The 15,684-nt window shown below is 65.9% G+C and carries 10 protein-coding genes and 1 tRNA gene; 4 read left to right on the forward strand and 7 right to left on the reverse strand.

From position 1 onward, the window contains the following. Positions 1-383 precede the first annotated feature (383 nt). Positions 384-3,443, reverse strand: a complete 3,060-nt coding sequence (locus C8J26_RS13725) for a TonB-dependent receptor plug domain-containing protein (protein ID WP_107958769.1) — start codon at positions 3,441-3,443, stop codon at positions 384-386. Between the two features lie 236 nt (positions 3,444-3,679). On the opposite strand from C8J26_RS13725, the gene C8J26_RS20515 reads away from it, so the two are divergent. Together C8J26_RS20515 and C8J26_RS13730 are read left to right on the forward strand one after the other, a co-directional pair. After that, positions 3,680-3,856, forward strand: coding sequence for a hypothetical protein (locus C8J26_RS20515; RefSeq protein ID WP_167398841.1), 177 nt, complete (start codon positions 3,680-3,682; stop codon positions 3,854-3,856). Between the two features lie 102 nt (positions 3,857-3,958). Then, the gene (locus tag C8J26_RS13730; protein WP_107958771.1) at positions 3,959-5,293 is read left to right on the forward strand and encodes a chloride channel protein; all 1,335 of its coding nucleotides are present in this window, start codon (positions 3,959-3,961) and stop codon (positions 5,291-5,293) included. 316 nt (positions 5,294-5,609) lie between these two features. Here the strand turns inward: C8J26_RS13730 and C8J26_RS13735 are convergent, their stop codons facing one another. The 6 genes from C8J26_RS13735 to moaA form a co-directional block, all read right to left on the reverse strand. Further along, positions 5,610-6,863, reverse strand: a complete 1,254-nt coding sequence (locus C8J26_RS13735) for a DUF2254 domain-containing protein (RefSeq protein WP_107958773.1) — start codon at positions 6,861-6,863, stop codon at positions 5,610-5,612. Between the two features lie 453 nt (positions 6,864-7,316). Continuing rightward, positions 7,317-10,298, reverse strand: a complete 2,982-nt coding sequence (locus C8J26_RS13740) for a VIT domain-containing protein (protein ID WP_167398842.1) — start codon at positions 10,296-10,298, stop codon at positions 7,317-7,319. A gap of 216 nt (positions 10,299-10,514) precedes the next feature. Beyond that, positions 10,515-11,150 carry an SMI1/KNR4 family protein gene (locus tag C8J26_RS20165; RefSeq protein ID WP_146168848.1) on the reverse strand — a complete coding sequence of 212 codons (636 nt, stop codon included), beginning with the start codon at positions 11,148-11,150 and terminating at the stop codon, positions 10,515-10,517. A gap of 325 nt (positions 11,151-11,475) precedes the next feature. After that, positions 11,476-11,550: transfer RNA gene (locus tag C8J26_RS13745), tRNA-Asn, on the reverse strand. A gap of 88 nt (positions 11,551-11,638) precedes the next feature. Next, complete coding sequence (locus C8J26_RS13750) at positions 11,639-12,418, reverse strand: NAD kinase (RefSeq protein ID WP_107958777.1); 780 nt, start codon at positions 12,416-12,418, stop codon at positions 11,639-11,641. After that, the gene (gene moaA, locus C8J26_RS13755) at positions 12,415-13,428 is read right to left on the reverse strand and encodes a GTP 3',8-cyclase MoaA (protein ID WP_107958779.1); all 1,014 of its coding nucleotides are present in this window, start codon (positions 13,426-13,428) and stop codon (positions 12,415-12,417) included. The genes C8J26_RS13750 and moaA overlap by 4 nt, the downstream gene beginning before the upstream one ends. Positions 13,429-13,564: 136 nt before the next feature. On the opposite strand from moaA, the gene C8J26_RS13760 reads away from it, so the two are divergent. Next, on the forward strand, positions 13,565-15,238 hold the full coding sequence (locus tag C8J26_RS13760) for a putative bifunctional diguanylate cyclase/phosphodiesterase (RefSeq protein WP_341871504.1): 1,674 nt from the start codon (positions 13,565-13,567) through the stop codon (positions 15,236-15,238). Then, on the forward strand, positions 15,235-15,681 hold the full coding sequence (locus C8J26_RS13765) for a YybH family protein (protein WP_244185310.1): 447 nt from the start codon (positions 15,235-15,237) through the stop codon (positions 15,679-15,681). The genes C8J26_RS13760 and C8J26_RS13765 overlap by 4 nt, the downstream gene beginning before the upstream one ends. The last annotated feature ends 3 nt before the right edge of the window (positions 15,682-15,684 follow it).

Below are 15,684 nucleotides of genomic sequence, written 5' to 3' on the forward strand. Positions count from 1 at the left end.
CTCTCAAAACAGAGGGCGGGGCTAGCCAACCAATAAACAAAGTCCACCGATCTATGCCAAAATGCGGGTTAAACTGCTCTGGGAATTACATATGTTTCCGATTTTCAGGTATGGTGTCAGCGGTCCGGCCCGCAAACCATCCCGTCATGGCCGCCAAATCAGCAACGATCGCCCGATCGCCCGCCTTGGAAGCATGACCCTAAATTACCGGAACCGCGATCTGGATGCCGTCGGCCGATCCAAGATCGACGGCATCGTTCACACTCATAGCGGGCGCCGCCAGCCGGCGCAGATCTCGGCTAGCCTGCACCCTCCATCCTAAACCGGTAATAGGAAAAAGGGCCCGCCGCGGTCGGCGAGCCCTGTAATCCTTGCGTCGCGCGTCAGAACCGCATGGTGGCGCCAACCGCGACGTTACGACCGAGCGAGTCGTAGCGCGCGGGGATCGTGTTGCTCCGTGCGAGGCTGATGTCGTATGAATTCGCGAGGATCGGCGGGGTCTTGTCGAGCAGGTTGTTGGCGATGAACCGCAGCGAGAAGTCCTTGGCGATCGCAAACGAGAGCGCCAGGTCGAAATAGCTGGCGGGTGCGATGTGGTAGAAGGTCGTGCGTGCCCGCTCTGGCGTGCCGCCGATCGCTTCGTCGCCCGAATTATCCGCGCTCGTCAGCGAGCCGACATAGCGCCAGTTGAACGACGCGCTGACGATGCCGTCGCCGGTAGTGTAGGTCGTCCGCAGGCCGTGCGACCATTTCGGCAGCAACTGGCTGCACCCGTTCCCGTAATAGCCGACGCAGTTGCGCTTTGGCTGGAGCGGCGAATCCTGGCTGCCGGCGAACGTCGTCAGCGAGCTGTTGAAGTTCCAGTCGACCTTGCCCGCGCCGCCGAGCGCGAGCGTATATTGCGCCTGGAAATCGATCCCGCGCGAGATCGACTTGTAATAGTTCGTCGTGCCCTGGCGGATGAAGCCGCTGGTTGGATTGCTGCTGGCCGGTGCATAGAGGATGCCGGTGCCGGGCTGGCGGACGATGCCCGAGCAGAAGAACGGATCGCCGTTCGAGCGCTGGCAGCCATCGGTGTAGTAGGTATAATCGTTATACCCCAGCGAGTTGTCGATCCTGATCTGATAGCGATCGACCGAGAACACCAGGCCGCGAATGAAGCTGGGCTTCACCACGAGGCCATAGGTCAAGGTGTAGGCGGTCTCCGGATCCGCGGTGTATCCCCCCGATTGGACGGTGCACTGGTTGCCGTCGCCCTGGTTACACAGCAGCGTGGGGCTGCCATACAGCGCGTCGGACAGCCCGGTCGCACGGCAAACGTCGCGTGACGCGACGGGCGTGCCGTAGCTGATGGCGCCGGTGGTTGGATTGGTCGTGACGGTCGGTGCGCAGAAATCATTCTGCGAGCCGCCTTGCAGGCCATAGCTGATGTTCCGCGCCTGGCCGATCTCGATCACCGTCGGTGCGCGCTGCGCCTTGTTGTACGACCCGCGGAACGTCAGATCGCTGACGGGGGCGTAGATGCCCTCGATCTTCCAGGTGTTGAAGGTCTTTGGATTGCTGCTGTATTTCGACACGCGGTAGCCGCCGTTCGCCTGCAACAGATGCGCGAAGGGTCGATCCTCGATCAGCGGCGCCTGTACCTCGATGTTCGATTCCCACACGCTCTGCGAGATGTCGAGGTCGTTGCCGCCGTTCAGGTCGCGGTAGAAGGTGTCGGCGGTCGAGGTGTAGTTGTCGTGACGATATTCGGCGCCGAGCGCGATTGCCACGCCCTGGGTGGCAAGCGGCGAGGTGACGCCGTATTTGCCGAGATCGCCGGTGACGGAGATCAGGCCGTCCCAGAGCGTCCCCACGCCCTTCGTGGTGCCACCGGGTGCGGTGAACAGCCAGCTCGCCAGCGGCTGGCCAGGGGTGTTGGCGGTGAAGGCGTTGAACGGCACGCAGCCCGCGACGCCGCTGGCGCAGGTCGCCACGCCGTTCACGTTGACGACGTCGAGCGACTGGTTGACGCGGTTGTAATCGGGGAGGTTCCCGTAATTCACGACCTGCTGGTTGCGGGCGTAGACTCCGCCGACGTCCCAGGTCCAGATATCGTCGACCTTGCCGCGGAAGCCACCGGTCGCGCGAACGCCGCTGTTGATATAGGTATCGGGAATGTCGGCGAGATCGTTAAAGCGATAGCGCAGCTCGATCGGTGCCTTCGTGTTCGTCCCCGCCGCACCGCCACAGATCGCGGTCGCCTGCGACCCCGACAGATACGGATTGTTGCAGTTCACCCGATAGGGCTGGTCGCCATAGACGGTGTAGCTGTAGATCCGTGCCGGATAGACGTTCTCGGACTTGTCGCGGAACCAGATGCCCGATCCGTAGACTTCGATATCGGAGGTCAGATCCGCGCTGACGAAGCCGCCCGCGTTCCACCGCTCCGACCCGCGCTGATAGGAATAGCCGTCATACGGGTTGGCCGCGTTGCCCGCTCCCACGCCGTAGGGCACGAAGGTGCGCGTACCGTTCGGATCGTTGACGTAGGCGGCACCGTTGTTCGCGCCCGAGCGCGGCGAGACGTAGCCGCTGCGCGAATAGGTCGAGAGCGAGCAGGAGAGCGGGCCGTCCTTGCCAGTCTGGATCAGCTGGCATGCCGAGGTGGAGCGCGCGTCATAGTCGACCGCATCGGTATGGCGGTAGTTGACGAAGCCCGACAGGCGCAGCTTGCCGTCGAACAGCTTCTTGCCCGCGGTCACGGTGATGTCGGCGCGGCCACCGTCGTTGCTGAAACCGCGCGGGCTGCCGAAGCTGTTCGCGCGCGCCAGCGATGAGACGATCGTGTCCTTGTTGTCGTGGTTGTAGAAATTATAGTTGCCGTCGATCTGCAGCCCTTCGAAATCCTTCTTCAGGATGAAGTTGACCACGCCCGCGACCGCATCAGACCCATAGACCGACGAGGCGCCACCGGTCAGCACGTCGACGCGCTCGAGCAGCGACGGCGGTATGATCCCGACGTCCGCGCCGTTCTGCGTGCCGATGCGCTTGCCGTCGATCAAGGTCAGCGTGCGCTCGAAGCCCAGGCTGCGCAGCTTGATGCGCTGGCGGCCGTCCGAATCCTGATAATTCTGCTGCGCGTCCGGCGCGATCTGCGGAAGGCGGTTGAGCACGTCCTCGATGTTGGTCGGCGCCTGCGCACGGATGTCCTGCGCGGTCACCGACGTGATCGGCGCAGCCGACGTCATGTTCGGGCGCTGGATGCGGGATCCGGTCACGACGACCGTATCGTCCGATGCGGGTGCGGGTGCGCGATCGGGTGCGGCAAGCGCGGTAGTGGCGTCCGCCTCGACCTTGGCCTGCGCAGGATCCGCTGCAATCTCCTGCGCCATTGCCGGGACCGCGCAGAACAAGAGCGACCCCGCAAGAGCAATGCGCGACACCGTCTGGTCGAAGATCATATACCTACCCCTTATCCGGCTGCGCCCTGAAGCTTTGACCGGTTCGATCGACAGATTCCGTCGATCGCCTGCATTCGTCAATACCCAAACAATACCTTTAAAGTGCATTTGTGTTGAATTGTTGCGAAATGGCATTCTCTAGTGGCGCTACGGTGGATATGAGAATGGATCGCCGATCGACGCGGTAGAGGCGACAGGGCCGGTTTCGGTATCTTAGCGTCAGGGCGGACACGCGGGTGTCGATCTGGGGCTCGCCAACCGGCACCTTGCCGCCGCTCGTTAGAACGAACGGCAGCGTGCCGTTGATTGCCCCCACAGGCTGGCAGGCGGCTTTCCTCTCCATTCGCGACATCCATGACGAGGATCATTCGCCAAGCGCATTCGGCGCGGGGACGAACGAATGCCTGAAGTAGGGGAGCGGGGGAGGGTGCGCGGATCTCCGGCTTATGGTCTGAACCGCAGACGCGCTCGGTGCTGAGGGTAGCCTAATCGGGTGCGGGACCTAAAAGGGCGGCATGGCTGGCCTCTTCAATCGCCTTTTACCGTCCAAGCGCTGGACGCCGTCGCGATATAGGGCGTTGCTGCGTGCGCGCGGACCGCGATCGACGCAGTTCCGGACGCGTGGCGCGATCCTGGTCGGCGCGATCCTGATCGGGATCGTCGCGACGCTGTTTGCCCAGGCGGCCGATTGGGCGGCCGAGGTTTTCAGTCGGTTTGCCGCGAGGTGGCACTGGGTGCCGCTGATCACGACGCCGTTGACGTTCATGGGGCTGGTCTGGCTGACCCGTCGCTATGCGCCGCTCGCGCGGGGATCCGGTATTCCGCAGGTGATCGCGGCGCAGGCCAATCCGAACGACGCTACCAGAACGCTCATCTCGATCCGGACGGTCGCGGCCAAGGCGGTGCTGACGATCGGCGCGGTGCTGGGTGGCGCATCGGTCGGTCGGGAAGGGCCGACCGTCCAGTTGGCGGCGGCCGTCATGGGATTCACGCACCGTCTTGTCCGCGTGCCCTTGCGGGGTGGGGTCGTCATCGCTGGTGGTGCTGCGGGCGTCGCGGCGGCGTTCAACACGCCGCTCGCCGGGCTGCTGTTCGCGATCGAGGAGCTCGCATCCGCCTATGAGCAGAGGGTGACTCTGCTCGTCCTCGCCGCGATCGTCATCGCGGGGATGGTCGCGCAGTCGGTGCAGGGCGACTATATCTACTTTGGCGCGATCGGCGCGCATATGCCGTTGCTGTCCGCGTTGCTCGTCGCGCCGGTCGCAGGGATCGCGGGTGGCATGACCGGCGGGCTGTTCTCGCGCATTCTCCTGGCGATGGCGGTCAGCCGCACGCGCGTGACGGGATGGACGCGCGCGCATCCCGTCGCGTTCGCCGGTGTCTGCGGGGGTGTCGTCGCGGTGCTCGGCGTGGTGACCGGGCTGACATGGGGAACCGGCTATGCGCCAGCGCGCGCGATGATCGTCGGCGTGGATGCGCCGCTCTGGTTCGGGCCGGCCAAGCTGGTCGCCACCGCCGCGACGGCGATCGCGGGCCTGCCCGGCGGGATCTTCGCGCCGTCGCTCGCGGTTGGCGCCGGCGTCGGCAACCTGCTGCGGGAGGTCTTCCCGGGCGAGCCTGCAAGCGCGATCGTGATCCTGGGCATGGTCGCCTATTTCGCGGGCGTCGTCCGTGCGCCGTTGACCGCGGTCATCATCCTGTCGGAGACGACCGCGAGCCGCGGCCTCATGCTGCCGATGTTCGCGACCGCGTTCATCGCGGATGCGGCCAGCCAGTGGGTGTGCCGCGAGAAGCTGTACCATGGTCTATCGAAGACCTTCGCCATGACGGAGACGGCCCGATCCACCTGAACCCCGTACCGCTCCGCGCGAGGCTCGCGAACGTGACCCTTCGATCACGAACGTTGCGCCGATGGCAGGCAATGGTGTTTCGTGCGGGATTCAGCGGGTCGAACGATCCACTGCCGTGCCCCTTACCGGCGTCGGCGTCGCCGGCCTTCACGATCTTGAACGTCGTGCGGACCGCGCGATAACCTGCGGATCCCTGTAGCAGCGTACGGTAATCGCGCAGGGTATCGTCGAGCGAGGGGGAAGGGCGGTCCGCGGTCTGGCGCGCGTTCGGCTGCGACGGACATGGTCGGTCGATACGGATCCGCCTGCGTCTGAATCAAGCGATAGCAGGCCATAGCTGCCTGTAGGTCTGCTCGAACACGACAATGTCGTCGGGGTCCTCCATCGTTTCGCCCACACGCTTTGCATGACGAGCGGCCCAGCTTTCGATCGGCTTGCGCATCAGAGGCAGGTTCGCGTGCATCGCCGCAAGCGTGTTGGTCAGGCGAAGGGAAACCTCGACCTCTTTACCACCTTCGCGAAGGATTGGTCCGAAGGCGTCGGTCAGCATATCGTCGAGCGAAGGTCTGCCAAGATACACCCGGTGACGTCCGGTATTTTCGCCGCTTGCGTTCGTCGGTTGCGACCGGAGCGTCAGGAACACCCGCAAAAGCGCATTCAGCACCTCGATTCCGGTCCCGGGATCATTGGTCGCCGGCGCCAGCGCGCGACTGGCGATCTCGGACAGCGCGATCAGGCCCAGGCGGGGGTCCTGGTCGAAGCTGCGGTGCCGTTCGATGGTGAAGCTCCTGATCAGTGCCGCGCGTACCGCATCGTCGACAGGACCTTCGACGTGAACGAGATCGCGCATCGGATGCACCATCGTCCCCGGCAGCACGCCGACGTGGATCCCGAACTTGTTACGCTCGGCGATGGCCCGAAGCGCCGCGACGTCGATATGCGTGACATAGCCGGTCTGTGATCCGGCGATTGCCACCGCACCCGGCGGTACGGCGATCGCCGCACGTCCGCCCAGGTGCGGCGCAGCCGCGAAGCCTGTCATGGCTCGGGTCGCGGCCTCCTCGACGCGATCGATCACGTCGGCCATGCGCCCGAACGCAGTGATATGGCCGATCCAGCGCAGGAGAGTGCCGACCACCAGCATGATGATGACGACGGTCGCGGCGAACAGGATGATGCGGCCGTCATGGCCATAGGCACTCGTGTTCAGCCCGACGATGCCGACCATCGAAAAGACGAACGCGCCGAGAAACGTCGACAACGCGTTCTGCGACGTCGGATCGCTGACCATCAGCTGCGTCGCACGCGGTGTGGCGAGCTGCGTTGCGGACGAATAGGCGCTCACCATCGCTGTCAACGAAAACGTCGTCACCGCCAGCATGCTGGACGCCATGATCTGGAGAATGGTGCCAACCGAACGCTGGCCGATGTCCACGTCGAATGTGTAGGGAAGGTACGGCGTGATGATGCCGGCGAGGATCGCCAGGGCCACGCTGAGCAGGCTGATGACGCCGGCGCGGAACCAGATTTGCCGGGCGATGCGATGGAGGATCCACGTCCATCGTTTCATGTCATGTTCCCTTGATTACCGTTTCTCGCCATCGCCACGCCTGAAGCCTTTTGGCTAATGAAAACAACGCTCGCTACCCGAGCATAATTCATTTTGCCGAAGAAATACGGATCGCCGAGGCTGGGATCTCCGACGTGCGCGACGGACGACTGCCTATCGGGTCGGTAGCCTCGCGCTGCCGAGCCCATGCGGGCGATTGTTGCGCATGGCGCGTGCAACGCACGCTCGCTTTCTTCCAATAGATTGAACCTATCAAGCAGCGCGCATGGGCCCGGAACACGGTCTAGATTGGCGATCAATGGGCCGAAGTTCGAAAGCGGGTTGGACACCCCGAACGTCCGGTTACGGGGCAATGCGCCGGCATTCGTCAGGCCGTCTCGAACCCCTGCTTGGGCCACACGCAGTCGACAAGTCGCTCCGCGCGCGCTGGAGAGCTCGTCTCGGCATCGCGAGTTATCTTCCGACCCGCAGTGTCGCCACCGGCTTCGTGTCGTCTTCGTTGTTCCGATCCCGCCCGTTCTGGAACGAAAGGTCGAGATCCACCAGTTCCTGCGCCTCGCTCGTGCGCGCGAAGTTCCGTTGCAGGCGGATCAGCACATGGCCGGGGCCGTTCGGGTTGATCCGGTCGGCGTCGTAGCCATTGATGCGCACCCGGTACGGACCGGCCGGGGCGCGGCGGATGGCGTATTCCTCCGGCCCATAGCCGTCGGTCATGTCGTTGGATATCTGCCCGCCGGCGCTGCTTCGCTTGTTCGAATACATGACGCGCTCGCCATTGGGTTCGTCGATCCAAAGGTCGATGTCGGCGTCGTCGGCGGTCCATTCGATCACGATGCGCGCATCGGTGTCGGTCAGGCCGACGAGGCGCTTGTCGAGCGTCCAGCGCCCGCCTGCCGCGTTGATCGGTGCGACGAGCGCGTTCGCCTCCATCAGAGCGATCACCTCTATCCCGTCGAAGTCGCCCGACGCGGGGTTCAGCGCAGTGTCGACCAAAACCTGGAACGCGCGCTCCAGGTCGCCGCGTCCTGCGCGGCCGGCAGACCTGCCACGGGCCGCGAGCGCCAGCGCGAGATCGCGGGTCGGCTGGGGCCGGAACTCTGCATTGGCGGCGGCGAGCTGCTCCGTGAGCTCGACCGCGCGATCGAAGGAACGATCGCGCTCGAGCCGGAAGGCGACGATCTGACGCGTCTCGTCGTCGCTGGTCGGCAGTTCCAGCGCGGACAGCAGCAGCAACGCGGCGGTGGCCGCATCGCCCTTCTGCCGGAACCACTCTGCCGTATCGAGGTAGAACGTCGGCACGAAACCGTACTGACGTTCCTGATCGAGGAGCACGGCAAATCGCTCGGGGGGCGCACCGTTGTCGAGCGCAGCGATATAGGGGCGCTTGGCAATCAGGTCCGCCATGTCGAGCTTTATCGCAGCAGGAGGCGGCTCCTGAGCGGTCGGAAGCCAATCCTGGCGGATTGCGCCGGTGACGACGACGTCGCCCGGGTTGCTTCCCTTGGCGACAGGCGGGGCGGGCGCCGCGATAATGGGCGGCGGCGGCGTCATGACGGCCGGCTGGTCCGGTTCGGAAGTGGGCGAAGGCGGCGGCGGTGCTGGCGGCGGCGGCGGCGGCGGCGGAGGCGGAGGAACGCCGATTTCGCCTGTCCCGTCGCGGTGCATGCGCTTCACCTGATCGCGGGTGGCCGGCACGAAGCGTGTGGCCCACCAGGCGCGTCGGTCGCGCCACTGGCCGACTACGAAGTCGAGCCGCGCCTGCCGGGCATCGCGACGCGCGCTGTCCTGATCCCGCTTGGCCTTGCCATATTGCGCCAGCCATTCCTTGCTGAAGCCGTCCGGCGGGGTCAGGTCGGCGCGCAGATACTGGTCGGGGCGCTCCAGCACCAGAAACGACATGCCGGGGCCGGCGACCTGATAACGGCGTGCGGTGTCCGCCATGGCGGCGTGTTGCGCAGGGTCGTCCGCGAGGTCTGCGACACGCGCCGCGGCCCAAAGCGCCGCGGGTCCCTCGGCGGCGATCGATGCAGCCCCGGCATTGTAGCGCCGCTCGCCACCGCGGCCGAGCCGCACCACCACGCCCCCCGCAGCCGGCATCGGACCGACGAGAAGCCATTGGCCCGGACCAGCCGGCATGGCGCGTGCGTCGATCCGCCGTCCGGCCGCGTCGCGGACGGAGAGGGGAGTCGCTTCGCCCGCGCTGAGGCTGGCCAGCGCCTTGTCCTTGCCGCCGGCGGCCAGGCGGACGACGGCACCGCCCGTGCGCTGCGTTAGTCGCGCGAGCCGTGCGCCGTTCGCGCTTGGCGCGGCGGTAAGGGCTGCAAGCCGACAATCGGGCACGAAGGTGGCGCCGCGATCGATCGTGACCTCTCCGTCGGACACCAGCACGCATCGCGTCGCCGCGGGCAGCGCCAGCGCATCGAGCCGCGCGAGCGAGGTGCCGCCGCGATAGGTGACGCGGGCAAGCGCTGCCCGCAACGCCGCGGCGTTCGCGACCGTCGTAACCTGCGGCCGGTCGCTCGCGAAAGTGATGAGGTCGATGGCAGTGGGCGCGGTCCGTTCAGCAAGGCGCACCAGCATGTCCGCCTCCAGATCAGTGCGGGCCGCGCGGTGGGAGAGCGAGCGGTCCCAATAAACGCGCAGCCGCCCGCCGCGCGCCGGCGTCTTGGGCTCGCCCGGTGCTCCGTCGGCGATCGCGAAAAAGGCCTGCCCGCCTGGGCGGTGCGTGACAACCATCGGCGCGGCGACCGCGCCGCCGGTAATCGTCAGCCCCTCACGCATCACCGCACGGCCGAGCATAGCTTCACCCCGCCAGCTCTCACCGCTGCGCGTCAGGTCGAGCGGCTGGCCGGCGAAGCGGACGGAGGGCGCGGTGGCATAGCCGTCGGCGTCGACCGCTACCGTTACCCGCCCGATCGCCGCGTCGCGCGCGAACGGCAACACCAGCCCCACGGCCGGGTCGAGCGCCGCCACGAAGGTCAGTCGGAAGCGGCGGGGATGGGCCGCGTCCACGGGAAAGATGCGCGTCGTGAACCGGTTGCCGACGACCTCCGCCAGCCCGGGATCAATGCCCGCACGCACCTCGTCCTCATAGACGTTGCGTGCCTTCGGCGCCTCCAGCAGCTGGCCGGGGATCATCCTGCCGCCGACGTCGAGCGCATAGCCGGTGACGACCGCGTCGGCGGGAAGCGTCAGTGACAGGTTCGCCTCATGGCCGTCCGCGTCGTCCGAGCCGATCAGCATCTCGACTGAAACGTCGGCAATGCGGCCGACGAGATGCGCGCGCAGGTCGAGCGCATCGATGCGCAGGTGGACCGCCGGTCCGTCGTCGCGCCGGATACCGCGCTCCGCCTCGCTCAGCGTCGGATTGTTCTGTGCCCAGGCCGCGGAGGACAGGGTGGCGATGGCGACCGCCAGCATCAACAAACGAGACACGGGGCTGCTCTCCTCAACGCAACGGCGAGACTGGCAAGCTTTGCGCTCACGAGCAACCAGGTGGGCGATTAAACTGAACAGCCGGATGTGAACGAGTGTCTGGAACGGGGAACGACGCCGTCGTTGCCGAACGACTGTTTTGGGCGTTAGCGGAATGGCCGGTATTGGTGGATTGCGGACAGGCCGCTTTGACGCAATCATCCGGAATTGCGGCCATCAATTGCGAGTGCGCGATGCTCCGCGGGCGCCTTGATGGATTGAGAGATCGTCTGTCAGCTCCAGTAAGAGGAACTGGCGAAAGCTGTCGGCGACGATCGCATCTGGCAGGCCGCCAATAAGGGCAATTTTTCCGCGGTTCGGTCCGTCCGAGCAGCAGATCGCCCATGCGTAGCACCAAATTAGGTAGTCCGAGAATATGAGATAAGCGTGCTTTTCACGTTCTATCTCGTCATTGACTTTGCCCGGCGGGCCATCTGGACATTCATCTGGGATAGATTTTATTTCGTCTGCAGCCCACCACTGGGTGCCGATGTCATCCATGTATGTTGTTCGTGGCGCGGCATTTAACAGATAAGATCGAAATTCATCGGGGAGGCGGATAGAGTAGCGGTCTTCAAGCGCCTTGATCTGGACTTCTGCGCAACCCGGTGAATAGCTTTTCGGGTCAGAGGATGCCCAAAATCGGGCAAGAGCTTTAAAGAGACGTTCTCCACCTTGGTCGAACAGCGTCGGATCAATGGGCGAGATGCCCGTGCGATGCAGCCCTGCGGGTTGCTTCGCCTTTCGTAACCAATCGAACACAAACTTCCCCCGCCGAAGATGACCGTCGCCTTCAATGCCAAGCTGAACCAACGGCAGGTTCGGGGCAAGTCGATCAAACCCCTGAGCGGCGGACTATGGGCGGAAGCGTCCGACCACGAAGGCACGCGTTAGCTGTTGAGCGCCGCCCGCCTGGGGTATCGTTGAGATACATCGTGGCATCGCGATCGCCTGTCCGACACTTTGTGTCGGTCAGCACGCGGCGCCCCCGGCGCGTGAAATTAATGTCCCCGAAGTGCCCCAACATCATGCTGGATGCCCCTGGTCCATCGTCGACCAGGTCGAATGTCGAATGTGGAGATTTCCGCGGGCTTACAAGCACTCGCGGCGGTTTCGGCATCCTCGTGAACGAGGAAAATGGCTCCCTGAGTAGGATTCGAACCTACGGCCACTCGATTAACAGTCGAGAGCTCTACCGCTGAGCTATCAGGGAACGTTGCCGGAGGCGGCTCTATAAACGGCCAGTCGGGCGATGCAAGCGGGTTTCTCGTAAAAAGTGAACTTCGGCCGGAAATCGACGGTCAGGCGACGAACTGTTCCATCGTGATGCGATCGTCGAGCGCGTGCTCAGGGTCGAACAGCAGGGTCAGCTCGCGTGCGCGGTCCATGCAGATGTCGACGCGCGCCACGTCGCGGATCTCGCGCTGGTCGGCGACCGCGGACACCGGGCGCTTGCCGGGGTCGAGCACGCGGATGCCGATGCGGGCCTTGTCGGGCAGGATCGCGCCACGCCAGCGCCGCGGGCGGAACGGGCTGATCGGGGTTAGCGCGATCATGCCCGAACCGAGCGGCAGGATCGGGCCATGCGCCGACAGGTTGTACGCGGTCGATCCCGCCGGTGTGGCGACCAGGATGCCATCACAGGCGAGTTCGGGCAGGACGATGCGGTCGTTCACCGTCACTTCCAGATTGGCCGTCTGGCGGGTCTCGCGCAGGAACGACACCTCGTTGATCGCGGGCAAGGTGTGAGTCCGGCCGTCGACGCCGATCGCGGTCATGCTGAGCGGGATGACCTTGAACGGCTTGGCGCGCTCCAGCCGGTCGCCGAGCCCGTGATGGCGCCATTCGTTCATCAGGAAGCCGACGGTACCCAGGTTCATCCCGAACACGGGTACGGGCGGCTTGCGGGGCTCCAGCATGGCGTGGAGCGTCTGGAGCATGAACCCGTCGCCGCCCAGCGCGATGATGACGTCGGCGTCCTCGACCGATACCCACTCGCCCATGTCGGCGAGTTCGGCCTCAGCGGCACGAGCGGGCGGGGTGTTGGACGCAACCAGCGCCCGCCGCTCGTACCGACTCATCCGCCGGTGACGCTCATGTGGCGCGCGACGGCGGGGCCTTCGCCTTGGCCAATTCGGAAGTCGTGCGCCTTTGGCTTGGCGAACAGGCCTGCGTCGATCGCTTCGTCGAGACCGGCAGTACCGCCTTCGCGCAAGGCTGCCTTGAGATCGACCTGATCGTCATGGCCCAGGCACATGTACAGCTTGCCCTCGGTCGTCAGGCGGACGCGGTTGCAGCCTTCGCAGAAATTGGCGGTCAGCGGCGAGATCAGCCCGAGCCGGGTACGCGTGCCATCGACGTTCCAGTAGCGGGCGGGGCCGCCGGTCTTGTGCGCATCGCGTGCGAGCGTGAACTGCTGCCCAAGTTCGTCGAACACCTTGGTGAGCGGCAGGAAGCGATCGGTGCGGTCCTCGTCGATCGCGCCGAGCGGCATCGTCTCAATTAGCGACAGGTCGAAGCCCTCGTCGCGGCACCACGCCAGCATCGGCGCGATCTCGTCCTCGTTGAAGCCCTTGAGCGCGACCATGTTGATCTTGATGGCGAGGCCCGCGTCGCGCGCGGCGTAGATCCCGCCGATCACCTGCGCGACGTCGCCGTGGCGCGTGATGTAGCGGAAGCGCTCGGGATCGCGGCTGTCCATGCTGACATTGACGCGGCGGATGCCGGCATCGACCATCGCCTCGGCATGCTGCGCGAGGCGCGTGCCGTTGGTCGTCATCGTCAGTTCTTCGAGGCCGGAACCGATATTGTGGCCGAGCCGCTGGACGAGTTCGGCAACGTCGCGACGCACGAGCGGCTCGCCGCCCGACAGCCGGATCTTGGTCACGCCGCGCGCGATGAAGCGCTCGGCGATGATCGCGATCTCCTCGAGGCTCAACAGCTTGGCGCGCGGCAGGAACGTCATCTGCTCAGACATGCAGTAACGGCACCGGAGGTCGCAGCGGTCGGTCACCGAAATCCGCAGATACTTGATCGTGCGGCCATGCGTATCCTGCAACGGCTTTTGCGTGAGGGATGGCGCGAGCGTCATGCCAGCAGAGCTAGGACGTGGCTGCTCCGGTAACAAGGCCAGATCGGCCGCAGCTGGTGTTGCAAATGCATTGGCGGGGGGCGATGCGCCAGCTAAGCTCGCACCGATGGGGGAGGGTGCGACGGATATGGAAGACATGCAGACAGCAACGACGCTGTTCGCGGTATCGTTCCGTCAACGCGGTGAAATCGCGGAGATTCTCGCGCGCGCGGGGGCGGGTGCGGACTGGCAGGCGGCGGTGTTCGGCGATGCCGTCGCGATCGAAAGCCGGTTCCTCGCGAGCGGCGCGGCCGTCGCGTTGATCGATGCGCGCGGCGACCTGGACGAGGGGCTGGCGGCGACGCTCGCGCTGGGCGGACTGGCCGCCACCAATGGCGCGGCGCTGCTCGTGCTGGTGTCGCGCGGCGACGTCGAGGCGATCGGCGAGTTCTTCGATGCAGGCGCCACGCAGTTCCTCACCAGCCCGGCGACCGACGGCGAACTGGTCCAGGCGCTGCGGTTCGCCGGGCGGCATGCGGTGCGCAGCGCGGGCAGCGCGATCGATCGCCGCCGCATTCCCGGCGCGTCGCTGTACGACCGCGAGACCGGCGACGTCCGCCGCTGGATAATCGGCCGGATCGCCGCCGATTGCCCGGTCGCGGTGGTGCTGGTGTCGTTGTCGCGGCTCGACATCGTCAACGCCGCGCATGGCCGGCCTGCCGTCGACGCGTTGATCGAGACGGCGGTACGACGGACCGAACGCGTCGCGCACGCGGCGATCGGGGTCGATTCAATGGTCGCGCGGCTTGGCGGCTCGGAATTCGCGCTGGTGCTGGAGGCGTCGGGTGCCGCGGTGACGGCGGCGATCACCGCGCTGGATGCGGCTCTCGCACGGCCGTTCCGCGTGGCGGATACGCGCGCGGTGCTCGGGTGCCGGTTCGGGGTGGCGCAGCGCCAGCCGGGCGACGACGCTGCGGCCCTGCTGCGCCGGGCGAGCGAGGCGCTGGCGGAGGCCAAGGCGAGCGACGGGTCGGTGCTGCACGTGGCGTTGCCCGACGGGGTCGCGCCGATCGATGCGCTGGCGATCGACCTGCACCACGCGATCGAACGCGACGAGATCGATCTGCGCTGGCAGCCGCAGGTCGAGATTGCGGGCGGCCGGATCGCCGGGGTCGAGGCATTGGCGCGGTGGAACCACCGGACGCTCGGGCCGCTCGGCGCGGATACGCTGTTCGATGCGGCCGACCGCGCGGATCTGGGCATCGCGTTGTCGGATCACATCCAGCGCCTCGTGCTGGCGCGGGCGGTGGCGTGGCCCGCCGCGCTGGGGACGTTGCGCGTGTCGCTGAACCTGACCGCGGCGGATATCTCGCGGCCCGGTTTCGCGGCGCTGTTCCTCGCGCGGGTCGACGCTAGCGGCTTTCCACGCGGCCGCCTGACCGTCGAGATCACCGAGACCGGGCTGATCGAGGATCTCGCTGTGGCATCGGCGTTGCTGGCGGAACTGCGCGGGGCAGGGTGCCGTGTCGCGATCGACGATTTCGGCACGGGCTATTCGAGCCTTGCCTATCTCAAGTCGTTGCCGCTCGATTACGTCAAGATCGACAAGTCGCTGGTCCGCGATATCGACGGCAGCGCGCGCGACCGCGTGGTGGTGGCCGGCGCGATCACGATGGCGCGATCGCTGGGGCTCGCGGTGATCGCGGAAGGCGTGGAGACCCCGTCGCAGCTCGAGCTGCTTACCGCGGGCGGCTGCGGCCTGTACCAGGGCTTCCTGTTTTCCGAGCCGGTCGACGAGGCGGTGCTGCTGGATCTGGTGGAGAGAGAATGATGCGCCATCTGATGCTGCCGGTCGCGATGATGGCCATCGCGGCGGCACCGGTGCCGCTAGCGGCCCAGATTCCGGCCCCGATTCCGGCGGCAACCGCGATCCGCCAGGCGATGGAGGCGAGCGCCGCAGGGTGGAATGCGGGCGATCTCGCGCGGTTCATGGCGGTCTATGCCGATGATGCGGTGTTCGTGACGCCCAAGGGGTTGCTGCGCGGCAAGGAGGCGATCTCCGCCAAATATCGCCCGAGCTTTCGCGGCGTCGGCAACGCGCGCGGCACGCTTTCGTTCGCGTTCCTCGAGATGCGTGGGATCGACGCGCGCCACGCGATGCTGTTCGCGCGCTGGACGCTGACCGGGCCGTCGACCGCGGAAAGCGGCATGACGACCCTGGTCTTTGAACGGCGCGGGGCAGTTTGGCAGATCATCGCTGATCACAGCAGCTGACCG

Origin of the sequence: Sphingomonas aurantiaca, from assembly GCF_003050705.1 — a bacterium.
GTDB lineage: Bacteria > Pseudomonadota > Alphaproteobacteria > Sphingomonadales > Sphingomonadaceae > Sphingomonas > Sphingomonas aurantiaca.

What these genes read in the sequence shown, in the direction of transcription:
- C8J26_RS13760 (WP_341871504.1), top strand. Translation starts at nt 13,565, where the DNA reads ATGCAGACAGCAACGACGCTGTTCGCGGTATCGTTCCGTCAACGCGGT.
- C8J26_RS13750 (WP_107958777.1), bottom strand. Translation starts at nt 12,418, where the DNA reads ATGAGTCGGTACGAGCGGCGGGCGCTGGTTGCGTCCAACACCCCGCCC.
- C8J26_RS13735 (WP_107958773.1), bottom strand. Translation starts at nt 6,863, where the DNA reads ATGAAACGATGGACGTGGATCCTCCATCGCATCGCCCGGCAAATCTGG.
- C8J26_RS13730 (WP_107958771.1), top strand. Translation starts at nt 3,959, where the DNA reads ATGGCTGGCCTCTTCAATCGCCTTTTACCGTCCAAGCGCTGGACGCCG.
- C8J26_RS13725 (WP_107958769.1), bottom strand. Translation starts at nt 3,443, where the DNA reads ATGATCTTCGACCAGACGGTGTCGCGCATTGCTCTTGCGGGGTCGCTC.
- C8J26_RS13765 (WP_244185310.1), top strand. Translation starts at nt 15,235, where the DNA reads ATGATGCGCCATCTGATGCTGCCGGTCGCGATGATGGCCATCGCGGCG.
- moaA (WP_107958779.1), bottom strand. Translation starts at nt 13,428, where the DNA reads ATGACGCTCGCGCCATCCCTCACGCAAAAGCCGTTGCAGGATACGCAT.